Annotated in this window: 19 protein-coding genes, 1 other RNA gene and 1 pseudogene; 2 read left to right on the plus strand and 19 right to left on the minus strand. The window is 41.4% G+C overall.

The window, feature by feature from the left end; all coding sequences use genetic code 11:
• Nucleotides 1-2 precede the first annotated feature (2 nt).
• The 16 genes and pseudogenes from DCC39_RS05765 to cymR form a co-directional block, all read right to left on the minus strand.
• Nucleotides 3-629: a YrrS family protein gene (locus tag DCC39_RS05765; protein WP_116553935.1), complete on the minus strand. Its 627-nt coding sequence runs from the start codon at nucleotides 627-629 to the stop codon at nucleotides 3-5.
• Nucleotides 630-739: 110 nt separating this feature from the next.
• Nucleotides 740-1,216: a transcription elongation factor GreA gene (gene greA, locus DCC39_RS05770; RefSeq protein ID WP_116553936.1), complete on the minus strand. Its 477-nt coding sequence runs from the start codon at nucleotides 1,214-1,216 to the stop codon at nucleotides 740-742.
• Between the two features lie 125 nt (nucleotides 1,217-1,341).
• Nucleotides 1,342-1,983 carry an O-methyltransferase gene (locus DCC39_RS05775; protein ID WP_116553937.1) on the minus strand — a complete coding sequence of 214 codons (642 nt, stop codon included), beginning with the start codon at nucleotides 1,981-1,983 and terminating at the stop codon, nucleotides 1,342-1,344.
• Nucleotides 1,984-2,368: 385 nt separating this feature from the next.
• Nucleotides 2,369-3,523 (minus strand): endolytic transglycosylase MltG, encoded by a 1,155-nt coding sequence (gene mltG, locus DCC39_RS05780; RefSeq protein ID WP_165820786.1) that lies wholly within the window; start codon nucleotides 3,521-3,523, stop codon nucleotides 2,369-2,371.
• A 279-nt stretch (nucleotides 3,524-3,802) separates the two neighbouring features.
• Complete coding sequence (locus DCC39_RS05785; protein WP_116553939.1) at nucleotides 3,803-4,102, minus strand: DUF1292 domain-containing protein; 300 nt, start codon at nucleotides 4,100-4,102, stop codon at nucleotides 3,803-3,805.
• Nucleotides 4,103-4,118: 16 nt separating this feature from the next.
• Nucleotides 4,119-4,535, minus strand: a complete 417-nt coding sequence (ruvX, locus tag DCC39_RS05790) for a Holliday junction resolvase RuvX (protein WP_116553969.1) — start codon at nucleotides 4,533-4,535, stop codon at nucleotides 4,119-4,121.
• 11 nt (nucleotides 4,536-4,546) lie between these two features.
• Complete coding sequence (locus DCC39_RS05795) at nucleotides 4,547-4,813, minus strand: IreB family regulatory phosphoprotein (RefSeq protein WP_116553940.1); 267 nt, start codon at nucleotides 4,811-4,813, stop codon at nucleotides 4,547-4,549.
• A gap of 71 nt (nucleotides 4,814-4,884) precedes the next feature.
• Nucleotides 4,885-7,520: pseudogene (gene alaS, locus DCC39_RS05800) on the minus strand (alanine--tRNA ligase).
• Between the two features lie 589 nt (nucleotides 7,521-8,109).
• Nucleotides 8,110-9,174 carry an AI-2E family transporter gene (locus DCC39_RS05805; protein ID WP_116553941.1) on the minus strand — a complete coding sequence of 355 codons (1,065 nt, stop codon included), beginning with the start codon at nucleotides 9,172-9,174 and terminating at the stop codon, nucleotides 8,110-8,112.
• 182 nt (nucleotides 9,175-9,356) lie between these two features.
• A complete protein-coding gene (locus tag DCC39_RS05810) occupies nucleotides 9,357-9,545 on the minus strand; it encodes a hypothetical protein (protein ID WP_116553942.1) in 189 nt (62 codons plus the stop codon).
• Nucleotides 9,520-10,038: a PRC-barrel domain-containing protein gene (locus DCC39_RS05815; RefSeq protein ID WP_116553943.1), complete on the minus strand. Its 519-nt coding sequence runs from the start codon at nucleotides 10,036-10,038 to the stop codon at nucleotides 9,520-9,522. The genes DCC39_RS05810 and DCC39_RS05815 overlap by 26 nt, the downstream gene beginning before the upstream one ends.
• Nucleotides 10,039-10,102: 64 nt before the next feature.
• The gene (gene recD2, locus DCC39_RS05820) at nucleotides 10,103-12,364 is read right to left on the minus strand and encodes an SF1B family DNA helicase RecD2 (protein WP_240613550.1); all 2,262 of its coding nucleotides are present in this window, start codon (nucleotides 12,362-12,364) and stop codon (nucleotides 10,103-10,105) included.
• Nucleotides 12,365-12,385: 21 nt separating this feature from the next.
• Nucleotides 12,386-13,054 carry a tetratricopeptide repeat protein gene (locus tag DCC39_RS05825; protein ID WP_116553945.1) on the minus strand — a complete coding sequence of 223 codons (669 nt, stop codon included), beginning with the start codon at nucleotides 13,052-13,054 and terminating at the stop codon, nucleotides 12,386-12,388.
• A gap of 21 nt (nucleotides 13,055-13,075) precedes the next feature.
• Nucleotides 13,076-14,185 (minus strand): tRNA 2-thiouridine(34) synthase MnmA, encoded by a 1,110-nt coding sequence (mnmA, locus tag DCC39_RS05830; RefSeq protein ID WP_133243470.1) that lies wholly within the window; start codon nucleotides 14,183-14,185, stop codon nucleotides 13,076-13,078.
• A complete protein-coding gene (locus DCC39_RS05835) occupies nucleotides 14,182-15,324 on the minus strand; it encodes a cysteine desulfurase family protein (protein ID WP_116553946.1) in 1,143 nt (380 codons plus the stop codon). The genes mnmA and DCC39_RS05835 overlap by 4 nt, the downstream gene beginning before the upstream one ends.
• Before the next feature lie 131 nt (nucleotides 15,325-15,455).
• Nucleotides 15,456-15,875, minus strand: coding sequence for a cysteine metabolism transcriptional regulator CymR (gene cymR, locus DCC39_RS05840; RefSeq protein ID WP_116553947.1), 420 nt, complete (start codon nucleotides 15,873-15,875; stop codon nucleotides 15,456-15,458).
• Nucleotides 15,876-16,125: 250 nt separating this feature from the next.
• Here cymR and DCC39_RS05845 point away from each other — a divergent pair, with 250 nt between their 5' ends.
• Nucleotides 16,126-17,412, plus strand: a complete 1,287-nt coding sequence (locus tag DCC39_RS05845) for a replication-associated recombination protein A (RefSeq protein WP_116553948.1) — start codon at nucleotides 16,126-16,128, stop codon at nucleotides 17,410-17,412.
• Nucleotides 17,413-17,524: 112 nt separating this feature from the next.
• Nucleotides 17,525-18,124, plus strand: coding sequence for an RsfA family transcriptional regulator (locus DCC39_RS05850; protein ID WP_116553949.1), 600 nt, complete (start codon nucleotides 17,525-17,527; stop codon nucleotides 18,122-18,124).
• 41 nt (nucleotides 18,125-18,165) lie between these two features.
• On the opposite strand, the gene ssrS is transcribed toward DCC39_RS05850, so the two are convergent.
• From ssrS to hisS, 3 genes are all read right to left on the minus strand, one after another.
• Nucleotides 18,166-18,357, minus strand: a non-coding RNA gene (ssrS, locus tag DCC39_RS05855) — 6S RNA.
• A 61-nt stretch (nucleotides 18,358-18,418) separates the two neighbouring features.
• Nucleotides 18,419-20,194 (minus strand): aspartate--tRNA ligase, encoded by a 1,776-nt coding sequence (gene aspS, locus DCC39_RS05860; RefSeq protein ID WP_116553950.1) that lies wholly within the window; start codon nucleotides 20,192-20,194, stop codon nucleotides 18,419-18,421.
• Nucleotides 20,195-20,215: 21 nt separating this feature from the next.
• Entirely contained in the window at nucleotides 20,216-21,487 is a 1,272-nt protein-coding gene (gene hisS / locus DCC39_RS05865; protein WP_116553951.1) for a histidine--tRNA ligase, read from the minus strand.
• Nucleotides 21,488-21,563 lie beyond the last annotated feature (76 nt).

Here is a 21,563-nt window from a genome sequence, read left to right on the forward strand (position 1 = left end):
AATTAATTTTGCCCTTCGATTTCAACACTCGTTGGCTGCCAGCCTTTGCCGTCTATCCATTCAATTGCTACAACATAAACTTTATCTCTTTCCGTTTTCGTAGAAACTCTTCCGATCGACTTTTGCGGGCTGCCCCCGTTTCCAATCCTCCAAAAGATCAGGTTGTCCTCATTTAATTGTTCAAGCAAACCGGCACCGTAAGCAATAGCCTTTTCCTTCTCTTCCCAGTCTAGTGTTCCTTTTTCATACACCGAGACATGTTCTCCTGTTTGTTTCGTGCCGATTGGTTCCCAAGGTCCTTCAGGGCCTCCGCCTTTAAATTGATAACCGTCTTCACTTTTTTCTTCTTCATCTTTGTTTTCATCTTGTTCGAGACTTTCATCATCTGCTTTGGAACCCTCTTCGTCGTTTTCTTCAACGGCAACTTCTATTGAATCATTTTCATTACTGTTCGTATGATCATTCTTGTGATTGGATGTTGCTGCGTCTGAGTTAGCTTTGTCCGGTGTCGGCCCTAAAAGCAAATTGGCGCCTACAACTAATATAAGTATAAAAACAACCGCAATTGAACCATTTAAAAATAAATTTTGGCGTCGCTTTTTATTTCTTTCCCCATAACGAGATTGCAATCGAACTCCCTCCCCTACTTATGTCCATCTATTTTAACATTAAATTCTCTTTTCAAAAAGGACAATAAAAATGGCTCAATCCTGTTTTGAAAGGAATGAGCCTGTTCCTCTTAGCTTACTTCAATAATTTTTACGTTTAATTCTCCACCAGGTGTTTGAACGACAACTTCTTCACCTATCCTTTTGCCTAGAAGGCCTTTTGCCATCGGGGAGTCATTTGAAATTTTCCCTTCCAGCGGATCAGATTCCGCGCTTCCGACAATCATATATGTCTCTTCATCCCCATCGGGAAGTTCAATAAATTTAACTTTCTTTCCGATGGCTACAACGTTGGGATCGTCATTTGAATCTTCTATAATGACAGCATTTCGAATCATCTTTTCGATTTGAGCAATTCTTGATTCGACAAATGCCTGTTCATCTTTCGCTGCATCATATTCCGAGTTTTCGGATAGGTCACCAAAGCTGCGGGCTACTTTTATCCGTTCCACCACTTCTTTTCTTTTTTCCGTTTTTAAATATTCAAGCTCTTGTTCTAGCTTTTCTTTCCCCTCTTGGGTCATGTAATATTCTTTTTCTTCTGCCATGATGGACACTCCTTACTTTCTCATCTTAATAGCTTCATTTTATGCTATATTTTTCAGAAAATTATCCAAAAACCATTTTTCCAACTATTCTACCACTTGTTACGAAAACTGTATAGCCTAACAAATCAATCAATTTTTTTAATGCTCACCGCGAGCCCGTCACCGACGGGATAAAAGGTTGTGTCGAAATCCGAATGGTTTGCAAGGAATTCGTTGTATAGGCGCAGTTTCTTAACAGCTGTCTCATATCGTTTGAGTAATGGCTCTTCTCCTGCCACCATTCCCCGGTACAACACATTATCCGATAGGATTATCCCATCGCTTGCCAGCATTGCCTGGAACGTTTCAAAATATCTTTGATATTGGCCTTTTGCCGCATCAATAAAAATGAAATCGTATGGAGCATGAACCCGGAGCTGTTCCGCTTGTTCTACTGCTTCCCCATGAATAAGGACAACCCGGTCAGCCACGGAGGCTTCCAACAGGTTGTCTTTTGCAACCGATAAACGCTCTTCATCAATATCAACAGATACAATGGTGCTATTCGGCAATGTTTTTGCCATTCGAATCGCCGAGTAGCCGATTGCTGTGCCGATTTCAAGAATTGCTTCCGGTCTTTTTATTCTTAATAAGCTAAGTAAAATTTCCATGCTTGTATCTTGCAGAATAGGAATACGATGTTCTTTAGCATATGATTTTATTTTTTTTATCGTTGGATCAGAACATCGATGCAATGTTGAGAGGTATTTTTCAAGTTCATTTGACATTACAAACTCCCTTTTTTAACTTCAGTTAGTGCGTGTTCAAAAAGGAGGAAAACGGGAGGGTATTTCAACTAAAGGCAGGCCACGTCCTTGTGGCCAACGTTGAAATGTCGCCATCCTGGCTCCGTCAAGGAAGCGTAGCTCTGAGCACCGCAGCGACGAGCGGTACGTCTATGATCCGCCCGCGAGTTGCACCGAGGAAGCATGTTTCGGAGCAATGCTTGTAGACGCAGGTGCATAACTCCTTCAATTAAGTGAGGAGCGGAAGAGCAAGCTGACGTAGAGATTCGCAGCCTATTAAGGAAGTTCGACTAAATGAATCACGTCCTGTGATAACGTCGAACTGACTTACCTCCTGTAAGCCTCCGGACTTTTTGAACATCCTTATTTATTTCTTTTTTTCGGCTTTTTTTGCCTTTATAAGCTCATTCCATTCGTGTCGGTATTTTGCTACGACTTTTTCATGCTCACTTAACGTTTTCGTATAAATCACTTCACCGTTCGGCCTTGCAAAAAAGTAATATTCGTCAACCTGCTTCGGTTCGATTGCTGCTTTTATCGATTCTTCTCGCGGGCTTGCAATCGGTCCAATCGGAAGTCCTTTCATACGATACGTGTTATATGGTGAAGACACGTCCGTATCTTTATATGTGACTTGGATTTCGTTTTTATCCAAGGCGTATTTAACGGTCGGATCAGAATCAAGCCGCATATCTTTTTCCATTCGATTATGAAAAACACCTGAAACTTTAAAACGATCTTCAGATTTTTGTGTTTCCTTTTCGATCAGTGAAGCAAGTGTTAACGTTTCATGAATCGAAAAGCCGCTCTCCCTAATTTCTCCTTCGTATTTTTCGACGATTTCCTGCATTTTCTCAACCATCGAGGAGATGATTGTTTCCAATTTTGGATTTTTGTCCTCAAATTCATAAGTGGCCGGGAACAAGTAGCCTTCCAATGAATATTTAATTCCGTCCTTTGAAATTGCTTTTTCATCAAGGATGCTATAGGTCGAGGCTAACATTTCAATAAAATCTTTATCTTGCATTTTATTCATAATTTCTTCTTCACTGTAAGAGGTGTTTTTCGCAATAAGTTTTGAAATTCCGGTAACACCTAATCCCTCCGGGACTGTCAATTTCAGAGCCACTTCTTTTTTTACTTTGCCTTCTTTTAATTCCGAGATGATATCTTTTACGTCCATCGCTGTATTTAATTCATAGTCCCCAGCTTGAAATCCTGATTCATTTTTATATTTTACATAATAACGAAAAATAAGCGCATTTTTTATCGCGCCTTGTTTCTCAAGCAGCTTTGCAATTTCAGAAACGGATGAACCGATAGGAATTGTCACGTCTATTTTTTTCTTGTCTTTTTCATCAATCGGTTTTAATGCACTACTGACATAAAAAAAGCTTCCAACAGAAAATCCGGCAAATAATATGATGAAAATAAGTAAAATGACAGTGACAATGCGCCTTACTGTTCTATTTTCATTTGCTTGTTCCAATTTTCTTCTCTCAAGATCGCTCTGTTGAGGCACCTTGTCTCCCCCTTTCCCCCGTCCTATTATACCGATGCGAGAAGAAAAACGCTATCGTGTTTTTCTTGGAGGCTGGAAATCCAAACGTTTGCCAACGAGCAAACCTGCAGTTTAAAAAGCACTCACAAAGTATAACACTTGCTACCTCACTTCGCTCGGAGTCCCGGTAAACGAAACTTATCACGGAATTAGCGACTGTTATCCCCCACTTTAAACCTTAAAGTGGGGGCTTACGGACGGTTGCGGGTGCTTAAAATACGAGGGGGCAGCTAATTGAGGCTACTCCTCTTCCAATTCTTCTACAGTAGCCAGCATTTCTTCAATCATGTCCCATTCTTCATCTGTTTCCAACGCAAACAGCTCTAAATCATCTTCGCCATCACCATGCTCGATAAAACGAAAGGCAAATGCTTCTACTTCCTCCTCTTCATCAAACGATTCTTCATCTTCCCCTACTGGCGTTACGACAACATAGGAATGTTCAAAATGATCAGGTTCAAAAATATAACGCACTTCAAATAAATGTTCTTCCCCGTCTTCCACCGGGATTACGATACGATCACTGATATCCAAAGCCACCTTAAACTCACCCTTCTTATTTATTATTACTGTCCAAAAAACTTTGCAAAATCATAACAGCCGCAAGCTTATCAATCACATTTTTCCTTTTTTTTCGGCTTACATCTGCAGAGATAAGCATTCTCTCAGCGGCAACTGTTGTTAAACGTTCGTCCCATAAGTGTACTGTTAGCCCGAATCGTTTCTTTAACTTCTCTGCAAATTCTTGTGAGGCTTGCCCTCTTTCACCGATTGTTCCATTCATGTTTTTGGGCAAGCCAACAATAATTTCAGAAACGCCATATTCTTTGATAAGTTGTTCCAGCCTGTGAAAATCTTTCTTTAAGCTATCCGCACGCTTAATGGTTTCAATTCCTTGTGCGGTCCAGCCCATTTCATCACTAATTGCAATCCCAATTGTTTTCGTACCTAAATCAATACCCATTTTTCTCATGCGATAACCTGTCAATTAGAAGAATGATTCTTTAAATAGGATTTCACCAATTCCTCGATTAATTCATCACGTTCCAATTTTCTTATTAAATTTCTTGCATCCTTGTGCCTTGGGATATAAGCTGGATCACCTGAGAGCAAGTAACCGACAATTTGATTGATTGGATTGTAGCCTTTTTCTTGAAGCGCGTCATAAACGTGAAACAGCACTTCATTCACATTTTTGTCAAATGAATCCTCCGGAAAATTAAATTTCATCGTTTTGTCTAATGAACTCATTACAATACCTCCCTCAAAAGCTTGAGCGTTTTCCGTCACGTGTTACGATTATTGTACAACACGTTTAACAATTAAGATATTGATTTCACCCATTTTTCTACATTTTTGAGGGCTTTATCCAATTTTTCGGGATTTTTCCCGCCTGCTTGCGCCATATCAGGCCGTCCTCCTCCGCTTCCCTCGACCTCTGCAGCAATTTCTTTTATTAATTTGCCAGCATGGAAGCCTCTTTTTACCAAATCTTCCGTAATTCCCGCGACAAGATGAACTTTTCCATCTGAAGTTGATCCTAAAAGGATAATTCCTGAATCAATGGATTGCTTCAGATCGTCCAGTATGTTTCTTAGAGCGTTCATGTTATTGGCATTTACTTTTTTTGCAATGACTTGTACTCCATTAATTGTAACTTTTTCAGAAGAAAGGCTTTTCGCTTCAATATTGCCTAATTTTTGAGTTAACGATTCGTTCTCCCTTTGCAGCCCGCGGATTTGCTGCAGAAGCCCTTCTATTTTAGCGGGAACTTCGTTTGGCCGGGTGTTTAAAAGAGCGGCTGCTTTTTCAAGGCGCTGCAAATTTTCATTTAAAATTTCGAAAGCTTTTTTACCTGTTACAGCTTCAATTCTTCTCGTTCCTGCTCCGATTCCAGATTCGGATACGATTTTAAAAAGCCCAATTTCCGCTGTATTGTTAACATGGCATCCCCCGCACAATTCAATACTATAATGATCAACTTGAACGACCCGGACAATATCACCGTATTTTTCACCGAAGAGAGCCATTGCCCCCATTTTTTTGCTTCATCGATTGGCTTGTACGAAATGCTGACAGGAATATGTGCCCATACTTTTTCGTTTACAATTTCTTCGATTTTTTTCAAGTCATTCTGGCTGATTTGGCCAAAATGTGAAAAATCGAAACGAAGACGATCTGGAGCAACGAGCGAGCCTGCTTGATTAACATGTTCACCAAGTACATCTTTTAGAGCTTGATGCAGCAAATGGGTTGCTGTATGGTTCTTAACAATTTCCGCACGAGCTTCTTTGTTAATTTCAGCCAAAACAGCCTGCCCGCTTTTTAATGTTCCTTTTTCAATGAAGACAGTGTGCAAGTTCTTTCCGTTCGGTGCTTTTTGTACATCTTGGACATAGGCTTTAAGGTTTTCTGCGGTTAGCTTCCCTTTATCCGCTATTTGCCCACCACTTTCAGCATAAAATGGCGTTTCGCTTAGAATGACTTTAACTTCCTGTCCTTCCCCCGCTTCGGCAAGCAATTGATCATCCAAGACAATCGCCTCAATTTTTGCCTTGGCAGAGGTTTGATCATAACCAATAAATTCACTTTCAACTTCGATTTCACTCAGAACGTTGCTTTGGACTTGCATGGAGTCTGCATCAAGTCTGGCTGAACGTGCCCGTTCACGCTGGTTGGCCATCTCCCTTTCAAAACCTTCCGTATCAACCGTAAGACCTGATTCTTCCGCATATTCCTGCGTCAATTCGAAAGGAAAACCGTACGTGTCATACAATCGAAACGCATCTTCACCAGAGATGACTTTTTCGTTTTTATGTTTTAGTTTTTCTACGATATCAGACAATATTTGCAGCCCTTCATGCAATGTTTCATGGAAACGCTCTTCCTCAGTCCGTATGACGGATTGGATAAAATCGCTTTTTTCTTTTACCTCTGGGTAATAGTCGTGCATGATCTCTCCAACAACCGAAACGAGTTTATACATAAATGGTTCTTGAAGATTTAGTAGCTTTGCATAGCGTACAGCCCTTCGAAGCAGCCGTCTCAACACATAGCCGCGGCCTTCATTTGAAGGCAGGGCTCCATCACCAATCGCAAACGTAACTGTACGGATATGATCCGCAATAACTTTGAATGCTTCATCTTTTTTCGCATCTTCATTATACGTTTGTTTTGAAAGCCTCTCTGTTTCTTGAATGATTGGGATAAATAAATCAGTATCAAAATTCGTTGGAACGTCCTGAATCACTGAAACGATACGTTCAAGGCCCATGCCTGTGTCGATATTTTTTTTAGGAAGCGGTGTATACGTTCCGTCAGGATTATGATTAAACTGTGAAAAAACAAGATTCCAAATCTCTAAATAACGTTCGTTTTCGCCACCTGGGTACAATTCCGGGTCATTCCGATCATCGCCAAATTCTGGGCCGCGATCGTAGAAGATTTCAGTATTTGGCCCACTTGGGCCTTCGCCGATATCCCAGAAGTTGCCTTCAAGCCGAACGATTCGTTCTTCGGGAATGCCAATCGTTTTATTCCATATTTGAAAAGCTTCCTCGTCTTCAGGATGGATTGTCACAGAAAGCTTTTCCGGTTCAAAGCCGAGCCATTTTTCATCCGTTAAAAATTCCCAAGCCCAAACGATCGCTTCATTTTTAAAATAGTCTCCGATTGAAAAGTTGCCGAGCATTTCAAAGAAAGTATGATGCCGGGCTGTTTTTCCAACATTTTCAATATCGTTCGTCCGGATTGATTTTTGGGCGTTGACAATGCGGGGATTTTCCGGAATAACCCGTCCGTCGAAATACTTCTTTAATGTTGCGACGCCACTGTTGATCCATAAAAGCGTCGGATCATCATGTGGAATAAGTGATGCACTCGGCTCCACCGAATGGCCTTTTTCCTTGAAGAAATCAAGAAACATTTGCCTTACTTCACTAGACGTTAACTTTTTCATTACTCTTGCCCCCAATGTATATAGACAATATTTTCATAGCCATGAAATTAAAAAAGTCCCGCCCCTCACCGAGGGACGAGAGAATACTCACGCGGTACCACCCTTGTTACGGCAAAAATTGCCATCGCTTCGTAAAGCCGTAACATGGCTTAAGACGGCGGGTTTTTACCCCACACTCAGGAATAGCGTTCAGCAATTATCTAATAGGGTTTTTTTCAGCCATGAAAACCCCTCTCTTAAAGAGGTTGTTCAAAAAGTCCGGAGGCTCACAGGATGTGAGTCAGTTCGACGTTATCACAGGACGTGATGTATTTAGTCGAACTTCGATTCAGGCTGCGAATCTCTTCGTCAGCTTGCTCTTTCGCTACTCACGTATCCTACAAACATACGCTGCGTTTCTCAGAGCTACGCTTCCTTGACGGAGCCAGGATGGCGACATTTCAACGTTGGCCACAAGGACGTGGCCTGCCTTTAGTTGAAATACCCTCTCGTTGTCCTCCTTTTTGAACTCGCACTTAAAAAGATAGAAAGCTTACTCGTTCCTTCATCGTTTTCCTATCGCCATTATAGAAAATATAAATTCAGCTTGTCAATATTTGGCTTTAGCACGGTGAAAGTGTGTAATGATCACTTTTAAGACCGCAAAAAATGGGACTGCTAAAATCATTCCTATGACACCGGCAACCTCTCCTCCAAGCAACAAAGCAAGAATAATCATGACCGGATGCATTTTCAAACTTCTGCCAACAATAATCGGCGACAAAATACTGCCTTCCAGAAGTTGAAGAACAATCATTATGCCAATCACCCAAAAGACCATTTTAATCGAGATTGTCATCGCAATAAAGATCGCTGGAATCGCTCCTAATATAGGCCCGAAATACGGAATGATTTCGGTTACCCCGACAATGATCCCAAGCAAGATCGGATAGGGCAGCCCAAGCATCCAAAAGCTAACTGAAGCAAGCACGCATAAAATAGCAATGACAAGAAGCTGGCCGCGAATATATTGCCCTAGGGAACGATCAATCTCTTGAATAAGCAACCGCCCGTGTTCCCGCCATTTTTTTGGTGTAAAATACCAGCAAGTCGTTTTTATTTTATCGAAATCCTTTAAAAAGTAAAAAACGAGAAATGGAACAAAAATAAGGACAAACATCGAATTAACGAACGTTTTAATCGTGTTAATGGCTTTTTCGATGAAGTTATCCAAATACAATTCAAGCTCGATAAATAACTCTTCAATCCGATCGTGAAAGACTTCTGGCAGGGAATACATTTGCATGGCCAATTGGTTTCCCCATTCTTGATACGTTTTAAATATTTCCGGGGCATTTGCCGCAAGTTCCTGAAGCTGAAAAAGGAGATTTGGCAAGCCTTTCAATAAAAATAAACCTGTTCCGCCAAAAAACAAGATGTAAATAAATAAAATAGCTAGCCACTTTGGCACATTGTTTTGTTCCATTTTTACAATGATTGGATGCAATAAATAGGTGATGAATGCTGAAATGAGTAAAGGCAACGAAATGAATGCGAGCAAGTGTATTAAAACAAGCCAAATGGGCTTTAATTTATATAAAACGTAACCACTCAAAAAAAATAATAAAACTAATGTCAATCGAATGATCCATTTTATGCTCCGGTCATATTTCATGTCTAAACCTCCGTTACATATAGCTTGTAACAAAGCGACAAGAAATATAAAAACAGAAGTTAGAGATCAGAAGCCAGACTTGTAAACATCAGCTAAAAAGACTGATTTCATTAATTTTTTTGGTAGACATTAGAAATCAATTTACTCGCAAAAAGACCTTGTCACCGCAACAAGGTCTCTTCCTACAATTCAATGGCACGATCATTTTCATCGAAAAGATCATCCAAGGATGTGAGGCTTCCATCTTCTTCAACTTGATTCATTACAAAGTGATTGTCTGCAATCGTTAATTCAATAAAACAATTCCAGCAATAATAATGGTTATTGGCGATTTTCCCAAGGTTTTTACTGAAGCAGTTTGGGCACTTCATCGCTAGCTCCTCCTCCGGGCGTTTTAAATAAGAGGGCATTTTCACCATAAAGCGAAACATCATCATAATAAATATGTTTTCTGCCTTCCTTCAAATCGGTGAACCAGCCTTCCGATATCTCAATTGTTACTATTTTTTCCAAATCGAATTGAAAATAAACATCCTCTACAATCCCTTTTAATTCATCGTCCGCGTTGACAAGCAGCCTTCCGATAAAGCCTTCCTGCCCGTCAATTTCGCGGCAATTTTCTTTATAGCCAGCAAGGGGCTGTAAATGATCCTTGGAAATGAACAGCTTGTTTCCTTTAATAAAAAACGTTGTTGAAATTGGAAAAAAACAGTCCCGGAGGAATAAACCCTTTTTATCGATGCGAAAACCAATAACTTTCCCTTCATCATCAATAAGAATATTTTCCAACGTTCCAATGAGTCTTCCGTCAAAGTGATAGACTGCCATGTTTTTTAATTCGCTAAAAGGTTTTAAAGCGCCCATCCCCTTTCATTGGAGTTCGCTTATATTATTCTCATTTCACATGTTGCCATTCACAAAGGGAACGTTACGATATTCCTTGCATCGCTTCTTTCAATTTTTGCTGGAGTAATGAATTTCTACTATCCTGGTTGCGGTTTTCGACAGCAATGTTGAACGCTTCAATCTCGCCGCATAAAAGTAAAAAGCGTTTGCTTCTTGTGATTGCTGTATAGATTAAGTTTCTCCTTAACATACGGTAATAGCTTTTTACAACTGGAAGGATAACGATAGGAAATTCACTGCCTTGCGCTTTATGGATCGAACAACAATAGGCTAGCGTTAAGGAATGAAGTGTATTTCTCGTATAAACAACCTCTTTTCCATCAAAAGATACAATGAGCTGATCTTCCTTTTCGGTATTTTCTTTCGCAAAAAAAATTGCTGAAATGATGCCAGTATCTCCATTAAACACTTGATTTTCAGAATCATTTACGAGTTGAAGCACTTTATCGCCCGTCCGAAAAATCGTATCGCGGTAATGAAGTTCACGCTTTTGTTTGCTTTTTGGATTAAATAAATGCTGCAAACGAATGTTTAGTTGATCGACACCCGCTTTCCCTTTATACATCGGAGCCAACACTTGAATGTCATGGACGGAAAAGCCTTTGCGAAGCGAAAGTTGGCAAATTTGCTCCACCACTTCGCCAACTCCATCCGTCCGGCACGAAAAAAAACGCCGATCTTCTGTCGCTTTCTCAAGATTTTCAGGCAATTCGCCTTTTTTGATATGGTGGGCCAGTTCAATAATTGAAGAACCTTCCGCCTGTCTATAAATATTGGATAATTTGACTGTTGGTATGAGCCCGGATTCAAGTAAATCTTTCAAAACTTGTCCTGGCTGTACTGAAGGCAATTGATCTTCATCTCCGACAAGAACAACTTGGATGCCTTCAGGAAGTGACTTAAACAATTGATTCGCAAGCCACAAATCAACCATTGATACTTCATCTATAATTAATAAACTCCCTTGAATCGGGTTTTCATCATCATGTTCAAATGTTTCACCTTTCCAACCAAGCAGGCGGTGGATCGTGCAAGCCGGAAGACCTGTCGCTTCACTCATTCGCTTAGCAGCCCTTCCGGTTGGAGCCGCGAGGATGAATGGAAAAGGTTCGTCTTTTTTATAATCTTCAGGCCTAAGCGAAAGATCGTGCAGCTCTGAATAAACTTCAACAATTCCTTGAATGATCGTCGTTTTTCCAGTGCCCGGGCCTCCTGTTAAAATCATTAACGGTGAAGACAATGCAGTTCTAATTGCTTCGCATTGCAAATCGGCATATTGGATCGAATGCTTTTGCTCCTGTTTTCCAAGGGCAGCCATAAAATCTGATTCCGCAAATTCGCTAATCGCGTCTCTACTATCCATCAGCCGTTTAATGCTTGTTACAAGGCCTTTTTCTGCATAATAAAGGGTGGGAAGATACACCCTTTCTTTATCCAAAACAAGCTTTTCTTCCTCGTCCAAGTGAATCATTTCAAGGGAGATCGCACGTTCTTCAATCTTAACGTCTCCATCGAGCAAGTTTTTTACTTTTTGTACAAATGTCTCATAATCCAAAAAAACGTGCCCTTCCTGAAGGGAAAGTTCATTTAACATATAAAGAGCGCCAGCACGAATTCTTTCAGGATGGCTGCCTTTTATGCCAAACGTTTTCCCTAATTCATCGGCACGCTTAAATCCAATTCCTTCCACATCGTATACAAGTTGATACGGGTTTTCACGGATGATATCAAGCGTTTCATCTTTATACGCTTGGTAAATTTTCATGGAAAGCTGCGGGCCAAAACCGAAATCCGATAAGGCAATCATGATTCGCTCAAGCCCCTCATTTTCCTTTAACGTATCATATAGTTTTTGTGCTTTTTCCTTGTTTAGGTTAGGTACCTGCTCAAGGACACTTCGGCCATTCAATATTTTCGAAATGGCTCGTTCTCCCAATGCATCGACAATAGCTTCGGCGGTTCTCTTTCCTATCCCTTCAAACAAATCGCCGGACAAATATTGAATAACGCCAGACTTGGTTTCGGGAAGCTCACGCTTATGCATTGTAACCTGATACTGTTTTCCGTATTTTGGATGCTGAACGAAATGGCCATAAAAAAAATACGTCTCTTGCTCATACATTTGCGGCATATACCCAGTTACGACGATGTCTTTCTCACTAAGATCTTCCGTCGTTTCCCGTACCCGAATTCTTGCTACTGTATACAAATTTTCTTCGTTATGAAAAAGATAATGAATCAATGAGCCTTTAATATACGTTGGTTCAGCCCTATTATTTTCCACTAGCACCCGCTCCCAAACGATTCAATGTTTAGAAAGCCTCTCTTCTATTTGTTTCTTCCCATTCGCAGCCAAAAGGTGATCAGGCCGTAACTCGAGCGCTCTTTCGAACGCCGCTAGCCCGTCTTCCAATTTTTCCTTGTAGACATGGGAGACACCTAGATTATAGTAAATATCAGCTGTATTTTTTCCTTTGTCTAATTTAAGCGCTTTTTCAAATTGAGCGATCGCCGCGTCAACTTGTTCGAGGTGAGCAAGACATAGCCCATATTGAAACGCGGCTTCCGCGTCGTCTTCTTTTAACTCGACCGCACGCTGAAAATAAGGGAGGGCATACAATACTTCGCCAAGCTGATAATGAGCCATCCCTAGCATAAAGTAAGCATCCGCATGTTCAATCCCGTTTTTCAAAGCGTCCAGGAACATTTTTTTTGCTTCTTCATGCTTTCCTAACATATAAAAGGCATTTGCAGCGCCGTAATAGGCAGTCGCTAGCGACGCATCCAATTCAAGCGCGCGATGATAGAAATTGATTGCTTTTTCAGCGTCTCCAATTGCAGCTAATAAATTACCAAAATGAATATATGAGATTGGCTCTTTCGGATTTTCGTCAATCGCTTCTTGAAACAATTTCGCTGCTTCTTCATATTTTCCTTCTTGAAGAAATTGAACACCTTGTTGATTTTTGTCCATTCTGTCCTCCATAGAAACTACCTATAGATAAGAAACCTGTTCGCCGTTTTTATACACCTTATCAATCGTACCGCCACCAAGGCATACTTCTCCATCGTAAAATACAACAGACTGGCCAGGTGTAACCGCACGCTCACTTTCCTTAAATACAACGTTGCATACATTGTCATTTATTATTTCGACGGTCACTTCACGATCAGGCTGGCGGTAGCGAAATTTTGCTGTGCATGTGAAAGATTTTTGTTCCGGCTGATTTATAAAGTTAACATTTACAGCTTTCAAAGAATCCGTATACAGTGCTTCATTATGGAACCCTTGGCAAATGTATAAAACATTGTCCTTAAGATTTTTTCCGCAAACAAACCACGGTTCCCCGGCGCCGCCAACACCAAGGCCATGACGCTGGCCAATCGTATAATACATTAACCCGTCATGCTTCCCTTTTACTTCACCATCGAGTGTTTGCATTTCACCTGGTTGGGCAGGCAAATAGTTGCTTAAAAATTCCTTGAAATCTCTTTCCCCAATAAAGCAAATTCCTGTGCTGTCTTTTTTCGTTGCAGTTGCAAGCCCTGCTTCAGCAGCTAACTTGCGGACTTCCGGTTTTGGCAAGTCACCAATCGGAAACATTACCTTTTGCAATTGCTCGCTTGTGAGTTGATTTAAAAAATACGTTTGATCTTTATTTTCATCGACACCGCGTAGAAGCTTCACTTGATTGTTTACTCGTTCGAGCCGGGCATAGTGTCCTGTGGCGACATAATCCGCGCCTACATTTAGCGCATGCTCCAAAAATGCTTTAAATTTAATTTCTTTATTGCACATCACATCAGGATTCGGTGTTCTCCCTGCCTTATACTCTTCTAAAAAATAAGTGAACACTTTATCCCAATAAAGCTTCTCAAAATTGACCGCAAAATACGGGATGCCGATCTGATTGCACACCCGGATGACATCATTATAATCTTCTGTCGCTGTACAAACGCCATTTTCGTCCGTATCATCCCAATTTTTCATAAAGATGCCAACAACATCATAGCCCATTTCTTTTAGACGCAGAGCCGCTACAGAGGAATCAACGCCACCTGACATTCCTACAACGACTCTTGCTTTGTCCGTCAAATCATTCACCTCCCCGAGATTTGCTTCACGGCCCGAACTGTTTCCAAAGCCGCTTTTTCAATATGTTCCATTTTATTTCCTAAACCGAAGCTGAAGCGAATCGCTGAGTTAATTCTTTCCTGGTCATTGAACATGGCGCCAAGAACGTGAGACGGTTCAAGCGAACCGGCTGTACAGGCAGAACCGCTTGATGCTGCAACGCCAGACAAATCTAGATTTACAAGCAATGCTTCGGCAGTTGTTCCAGGAAAACTTACATTCAAAATATGTGGCAGCCGTTCATCTTTCGAGCCATTCATCACATACTCAATGCCGCTCTCTTCAAAAATAGCGAGCATTCTGTTTTGAAAACTTCGGTAACGATGTTGTTTTTCTTCCATTGTTTCATTCATTAACTGGACTGCAGTATGAAACCCTGCGATGGCAGCGACATTTTCAGTTCCTGCTCTTCTTTTTCGCTCCTGCTCCCCACCGAGAATTAATGGCGCTAGCTGTACACCCTCTCTTGCATAAAGAAAGCCAGCTCCTTTTGGCCCATTCATTTTGTGGGCAGAAACAGAAAGCAAGTCAACACCGAGCGATTGTACATCAAGATCATACAAACCGTAGGCTTGTACCGCATCAGTGTGAAAATAAGCACTTGTGTTTTTTAAAAATGCCCCAATTTCTTTAATTGGCTGCACAGTTCCTACTTCATTATTTCCATACATAATCGTCACAAGAACAGTGTCATCCCGAACAGCGCTCTTAACATCTTCTGCCCTTACTTTTCCATGTTCATCAACGGGAAGATACGTCACTTCAAAGCCTTGTTTCCCTAGATATTCACAAGGGTGAAGAACCGCGTGATGTTCAATGGCCGAGGTAATAATATGGCGGCCATTTCCTTTTTCACTTAAAGCTGTACCCAAGATCGCCAAATTATCCGATTCAGTGCCTCCGCTTGTTAAAATGATTTCATTTTCTTTTGCGTTAATGCTTTTGGCAAATTCGTTTCTTGCTTCATCGATGATACGGCGTGCTTCTCGGCCAAAACGGTGAATGCTTGATGGATTCCCAATATTTTGTTGAAAAACTTGCAACATTGTATCGATCACTTCAGGATACATAGGCGAAGTCGCTGCATGATCGACGTATATCGCCTCCATTCAATCCCTTCTTTCTTCTAAGAATTGATAACATCCATAATTCCAACTTAAAATGTATTTATACGAAAGGAACAAAAGAATGTTAAGGAGCGGTTTTTTACATTTGAATAGCTGATACCAATGTGTTTTTCTTAAATATAAAACATATATGGCTCCTGATCACCTTCATCTTCATAGTTTGCCAAATCCTCAATCGTTGTATTATCCAGAACCTCTTTAACGGCGTCGCGAATTTTTATCCATAGATCTCTTTTCGCTGGCTCTTCATCTTCAATCACTTCAACTGGGCTTATCGGGCCTTCCAATACCCGAATGACATCCCCCGCCGTGATTTCACTTGGTTTACGTGCAAGAATATACCCCCCGTAAGCGCCACGTATGCTTTTAACCAAACCAGCGTTTCGTAAAGGAGACACGAGCTGTTCCAAATAATGTTCCGACAAATTATTTTCTTTCGCAATCAATTTTAAAGATGTCGGCCCTTCTCCATAATTTTTAGCCAAGGCCATCATAATTGTGAGGCCGTACCGACCTTTTGTTGAAATTTTCACCTTTTTCACCTCTTGCAATCATTCGTTTAACTTTATCAAAATGGAAGTGCTGCACCGGCAATTGGGCCAATCGCAACTGAATAAAAACGGGAAAAAGTACTTAAATCTATGTAATTATAGCATGAATTATAATGGCTTGCATTTCTATCTGATTTATGGACTTAAAAGCCATTGAATTGACCACCCCATTCACTGGGATGGTATAGTAATAGTAAAGTGAAGACTTACCATTATACAGGAGAGAGAACAAATGCCAAAAAAACCATTGGCCTTTCGCATGCGCCCAAAAAACCTTAGCGAAGTAATTGGCCAACAACACCTCGTTAGCGAAGGAATGATCATCTGGCGGATGGTGAAAGCGAAGCAACTGTCTTCTATGATTATGTACGGCCCGCCCGGCACTGGCAAAACTTCGATTGCAATGGCCATAGCTGGCAGCATGAACATGCCTTATCGCATGCTTAATGCCGTCGTCAACAATAAAAAGGACATGGAAATTGCCGTGGAAGAAGCAAAAATGTCAGGCCAGCTCATTCTTATTCTTGATGAAGTTCATAGGCTTGACAAAGGAAAACAAGACTTTCTGCTTCCCTTCCTTGAAAATGGGCTCATTATATTAATAGGTGCTACGACAAGCAATCCTTTTCATGCGATTAACCCAGCGATTCGAAGCCGTTGCCAAATTTTCGAATTACAGCCTTTAATGCCAGAAGATATAAAAGTTGCATTGGAACGCTCGCTTATAGACAAAGAAAACGGACTCGGCCAATCTAACGTTGTGATTGCCGATGAAGCGATATGGCATTTAGCGGAAATGTCAGGCGGTGATGCTCGGTCTGCACTAAATGCATTAGAGCTTGCTGTTTTATCAAGCGAACCAGACAGCGACGGCATCGTGTATATCGATCTTGAAACTGCCGAACAATCCATCCAAAAGAAAAATTTTTCCCATGATAAAAACGGCGATGCCCATTATGACGTGCTTTCCGCTTTTCAAAAATCAATCCGGGGAAGTGACGTAGATGCCGCTCTCCATTATTTGGCCCGGCTGATCGAGGCAGGTGACTTACCGAGTATCGCAAGAAGGCTGCTCGTTACCGCTTACGAAGATATTGGCTTAGCCAGCCCGCAAGCTGGCGTCAGGACACTTCATGCTATTGAAGCCGCGGAGCGCGTCGGCTTTCCAGAGGCTCGCATCCCTCTTGCGAACGCTGTGATTGAACTTTGCTTATCTCCAAAATCCAACACCGCCTATAAGGCAATTGACGCCGCATTACATGACATCCAAAACCGGCCCATCGGTGAAGTGCCGCTTCATCTGAAAGATTCCCATTATAAAGGCGCGAAACAGCTTGGCCGCGGAAACGATTACTTATACCCACACAACTATGAGAAAGGCTGGGTAAACCAACAATATTTACCTGATGCCCTTCGGACAAGCACGTATTATCAACCAAAACAAACAGGAAAATTCGAGCAAGCACTTGCACAAATCCATAAAAACCTAAATAGAAACAGAAACGGGGAGCATAAATAAGCTGCTTCCCTAAATCTATTTTTGTTTAAAATAAATCTAGTATTCAAGGTATAATTCTCTTACTCCTGGAAAGAATATTAAAAAGTTAAAGAGTTTTAAGGAGGATTATAAATTGAAAGTTAGACAAGATGCTTGGTCACATGAAGACGATTTGTTATTGGCAGAAACTGTACTTAGGCATATTAGAGAAGGGAGCACACAACTTGTAGCTTTCGATGAAGTGGGAGATAAGCTGAATCGTACGTCAGCAGCTGTCGGTTTCCGTTGGAACGCCATCGTCCGCAACAAATACGAACAAGCCATTCAACTGGCGAAAAAACAGCGGAAAGAGCGAAAGCGGGCACAAGCGATAAAACCTGTTCGAACGGTCTCCAATACGTTTAGCCAGGCTAAAGCAGACAAGCCACTTGATTTGCAAGATGTGATCAATTATTTAAAAGAATTAAAACAAGACTACTCTAGTTCGCATAAATTTAAAGATTTAACAGAAACACTTCAGACGGAAAATGAGCAATTAAAGAAAGAAAATGATCGATTGGAAAAAGAACTGCGGACTCTCGAACAAAAATATTCCGTTGTGCAAGATGATTATCAATCGCTTATTCAAATTATGGAACGCGCCCGCAAAATGGTTGTTTTGCAAGAGGACGTCGATCCTGGCACTGCATTTAAAATGGATAAGAACGGTAATTTAGAAAAAGTGGCAAAATAAAACAGCAGATATTATCTGCTGTTTTTTTGCTTTTGAATTAGAAGAGTCCCAACTGTGCCGTCGTTTCTCCTTTGTTTTGAACCTGCTCTCGCAGGTGGGTGCCCTGTTTCATTCTTTGTACGTCCTCTTCACGATGGAGGCTTGCACGCCAAATGAAAACTTTGAATCAGGCTCCCTTACTTATTAGTGTTGGCTCAAAACATATAGGGTTCTAACGAACACCCTAGGACTCTCTTGTTGTAAGTTCATAGTAACAAATTTTTTTTTAAAATGCAACTCTTTTTCTGAAAACGGTTACATCTTTTTTTCGTACCGAATTTTTAGGTTTAATTCTTCAAGCTGTGACGGGCTCACTTCGCTCGGTGCCTCTGTCATGAGATCGCTTGCACTTGTTGTTTTTGGAAAAGCAATCGTATCACGAAGATTATTTCTTCCAGCCAGAATCATGACTAGGCGGTCAAGCCCGAGTGCGATGCCGCCATGCGGCGGTGTACCGTATTCAAAGGCATCAAGCAAAAAGCCAAATTGGGCTTTCCCTTCTTCCTCTGAGAAACCAAGCGCCTCGAACATCTTTTCCTGGATGTCGCGTTTGTAAATTCTTTGGGAACCTCCTCCGAGTTCATAGCCATTTAAAACGAGGTCATAAGCATCTGCACGGACCTTTGCAGGATCTTTCGCCAACAATTCCAGATCTTCAGCTACCGGGCTTGTAAACGGGTGGTGTTCGGCAACATACCTTTTTTCATCTTCATCATATGTGAGCAGGGGAAACTCGATTACCCATAAGAAATGCAACTTGCTCTCATCAATTAAATGAAGATCTTTTCCAAGTTTTAAACGAAGGGCTCCAAGGCTATCAAATACGACTTTGTTTTTATCAGCTACAAAGAGGAGAAGATCGCCTTCGCCGGCATCAAGTTGCTGCAACATTCCATTAACTTCTTCTTCCGTAAAAAATTTGGCAATGGGGCCAGCTACACCTTCAGATTCGACTTTTAACCATGCAAGGCCTTTCGCACCGTATACTTTAACAAATTCCGTTAGTACATCAATATCTTTTCGCGAATAAGCATCTGCTTGTCCTTTTACATTAATTGCTCTCACGCTTCCCCCGTTTCGGACAGCCTCCGAAAACACTTTGAAACCAGCTTGTTTCACGACATCGGAAACATCCTTTAGCTCCATGCCAAAGCGTGTGTCAGGCTTGTCCGAACCGTATCGATCCATCGCGTCTTTATACGTTAAGCGCGGGAATGGTGATGTAATCTCAATGCCTTTTGTTTCTTTCACGATGGAAACCATCATTTTTTCCATCATGGCCAACAAGTCTTCTTTTTCAAGGAAGGATGTTTCAATATCCACTTGTGTAAATTCAGGCTGCCTGTCAGCTCTTAAATCTTCGTCCCGAAAACAGCGGGCAATTTGGTAATAGCGCTCAAATCCCGATACCATAAGCAGCTGTTTAAAAAGCTGCGGAGATTGCGGCAACGCATAAAATTCACCGTGATGCACACGGCTCGGAACTAAATAATCCCGCGCCCCTTCTGGCGTGCTTTTCGTTAAAATTGGCGTTTCAATCTCTAAAAATTCGTTCTCGTCTAGAAAGTTTCGAATCTGTTTCGTAATTTGATGGCGCAGCTTAAATGTTTTCTGCATAATAGGGCGGCGCAGATCCAAGTAGCGATACTTCAAACGAATATCTTCACCGACATCTGTCTTGTCTTCAATTTGAAACGGGGGATTTTTAGCAGCGTTAAGGATTGTCACTTCTTCAGCGATGACTTCGATTGTTCCCGTTTCAATGTTTTCGTTGACAGTTGCTGGATCCCTTTTGACAACGTTCCCTGTTACACCAACAACAAATTCGTTTCGAATTTGTTCTGCTGTTTCAAGCGCTTCCTTTGATACTTCAGGGTTTACGACGACTTGTACGATGCCGGAACGATCTCTAAGATCAATGAAAATTAATCCACCGAGATCGCGGCGTCTTTGCACCCACCCTTTTAATACGACTTGTTCTCCACGATTGCTTTCACCTAATTTTCCACAATGATGCGTACGTCCAATCATCAATTTCTCTACTCCTTCGTCTTAAGATAGTCTTTTTGTTAAATAAGAAATGAATTCGTCGAGAGGAACCGTTTCTTGAACCCCAGTTTCCATCTCTTTCACCGAAATTTTTCCTTGCTCGATTTCATCTTCTCCGAGAATGGCAGTGAATTTCGCATGTTTTCGGTCAGCTGCTTTAAACTGGGCTTTCATTTTTTTATGAAGATAGTCTTTTTCGGCTGAAAATCCTGCTTGGCGCAGCTTATAAAGCAACACAGTCGCCTCAGCCTGTGCCTTCTCGCCGTGTGCGACAAAATAACAGTCGACATGCTTATCAATTGGGAGTGTAATTCCTTCCGCCTCAAGAGCGAGCAGCAATCTCTCGATACTAAGAGCAAACCCAATCCCGGGCGTTTCTGGGCCTCCAATTTCCTGCACGAGCCCATTGTATCGCCCGCCGCCGGATAAAGTTGTAATCGCGCCAAATCCTTCCGCTTCACTCATAATTTCAAAAGCGGTGTGGTTGTAATAATCAAGCCCTCTTACTAACGTTGCATCGACAACAAAATCAATTCCCATCATTCTTAAGTAAGATTGCACTTGCTCAAAATAGTGACGCGAATCATCATTCAAATAATCAAGAACGGCCGGAGCGGTCTTCATTAATTCATGGTCGCGGTCTTTTTTGCAATCTAGGATGCGAAGCGGATTTGTTTCAAGCCTTGCCTGGCAATCCCCACAAAACTCATGAATATGCGGCTTGAAATGATTGATTAAAGCTTCCTTATGTTTTTTTCTGCTCTCAGTATCTCCCAAGCTGTTCATAACGAGCCTTAATTTTTTCAATCCAAGCGAACGGTAAAGTTCCATCGCAAGCGCAATCACTTCAGCATCAAGCGAAGGATCATTGCTTCCCAACGCTTCAATGCCAAATTGGTAAAATTGCCGCATCCGGCCGGCCTGCGGGCGCTCATAACGGAACATTGGGCCTATGTAATATAGCTTTGTCGGCTGGTCTGGATTTCCGAAAAGCTTCTTTTCAACAAATGCCCTGACGGTTGGTGCAGTTCCTTCCGGTCTTAGCGTTAGGCTTCTCTCCCCCCTGTCCTCGAATGTGTACATTTCTTTTTGGACAATATCGGTCGTATCGCCGACTCCTCGAATAAAAAGTTCCGTTGATTCGAACATTGGCGTGCGAATTTCTTCATAGCCATACCGTTTGCATAAATCTCGTGCCTTTTGTTCGATATACTGCCATTTTTCAACTTCGCCAGGTAATATATCTTGCGTCCCTCTTGGAATTTGAATTCGCATGTTTCTATCCTCCATTTTCATTTAAATAGGAAAACATACTGGCGGGGCGATTTTCCTGAAGAGAACCTTTTTTTCG

Source organism: Pueribacillus theae (genome assembly GCF_003097615.1).
In the GTDB taxonomy this organism is placed as follows: domain Bacteria; phylum Bacillota; class Bacilli; order Bacillales; family UBA6769; genus Pueribacillus; species Pueribacillus theae.

Excerpts from the sequence above, each read along its gene's own strand:
- DCC39_RS05825 (WP_116553945.1), bottom strand. The coding sequence starts at position 13,054 with ATGGACAAAAATCAACAAGGTGTTCAATTTCTTCAAGAAGGAAAATAT.
- DCC39_RS05845 (WP_116553948.1), top strand. The coding sequence starts at position 16,126 with ATGCCAAAAAAACCATTGGCCTTTCGCATGCGCCCAAAAAACCTTAGC.
- DCC39_RS05815 (WP_116553943.1), bottom strand. The coding sequence starts at position 10,038 with ATGGGCGCTTTAAAACCTTTTAGCGAATTAAAAAACATGGCAGTCTAT.
- aspS (WP_116553950.1), bottom strand. The coding sequence starts at position 20,194 with ATGATTGGACGTACGCATCATTGTGGAAAATTAGGTGAAAGCAATCGT.
- ruvX (WP_116553969.1), bottom strand. The coding sequence starts at position 4,535 with ATGAGAAAAATGGGTATTGATTTAGGTACGAAAACAATTGGGATTGCA.
- hisS (WP_116553951.1), bottom strand. The coding sequence starts at position 21,487 with ATGCGAATTCAAATTCCAAGAGGGACGCAAGATATATTACCTGGCGAA.
- greA (WP_116553936.1), bottom strand. The coding sequence starts at position 1,216 with ATGGCAGAAGAAAAAGAATATTACATGACCCAAGAGGGGAAAGAAAAG.
- DCC39_RS05775 (WP_116553937.1), bottom strand. The coding sequence starts at position 1,983 with ATGTCAAATGAACTTGAAAAATACCTCTCAACATTGCATCGATGTTCT.
- DCC39_RS05795 (WP_116553940.1), bottom strand. The coding sequence starts at position 4,813 with ATGAGTTCATTAGACAAAACGATGAAATTTAATTTTCCGGAGGATTCA.
- DCC39_RS05810 (WP_116553942.1), bottom strand. The coding sequence starts at position 9,545 with ATGAAGTGCCCAAACTGCTTCAGTAAAAACCTTGGGAAAATCGCCAAT.
- DCC39_RS05805 (WP_116553941.1), bottom strand. The coding sequence starts at position 9,174 with ATGAAATATGACCGGAGCATAAAATGGATCATTCGATTGACATTAGTT.
- DCC39_RS05835 (WP_116553946.1), bottom strand. The coding sequence starts at position 15,324 with ATGGAGGCGATATACGTCGATCATGCAGCGACTTCGCCTATGTATCCT.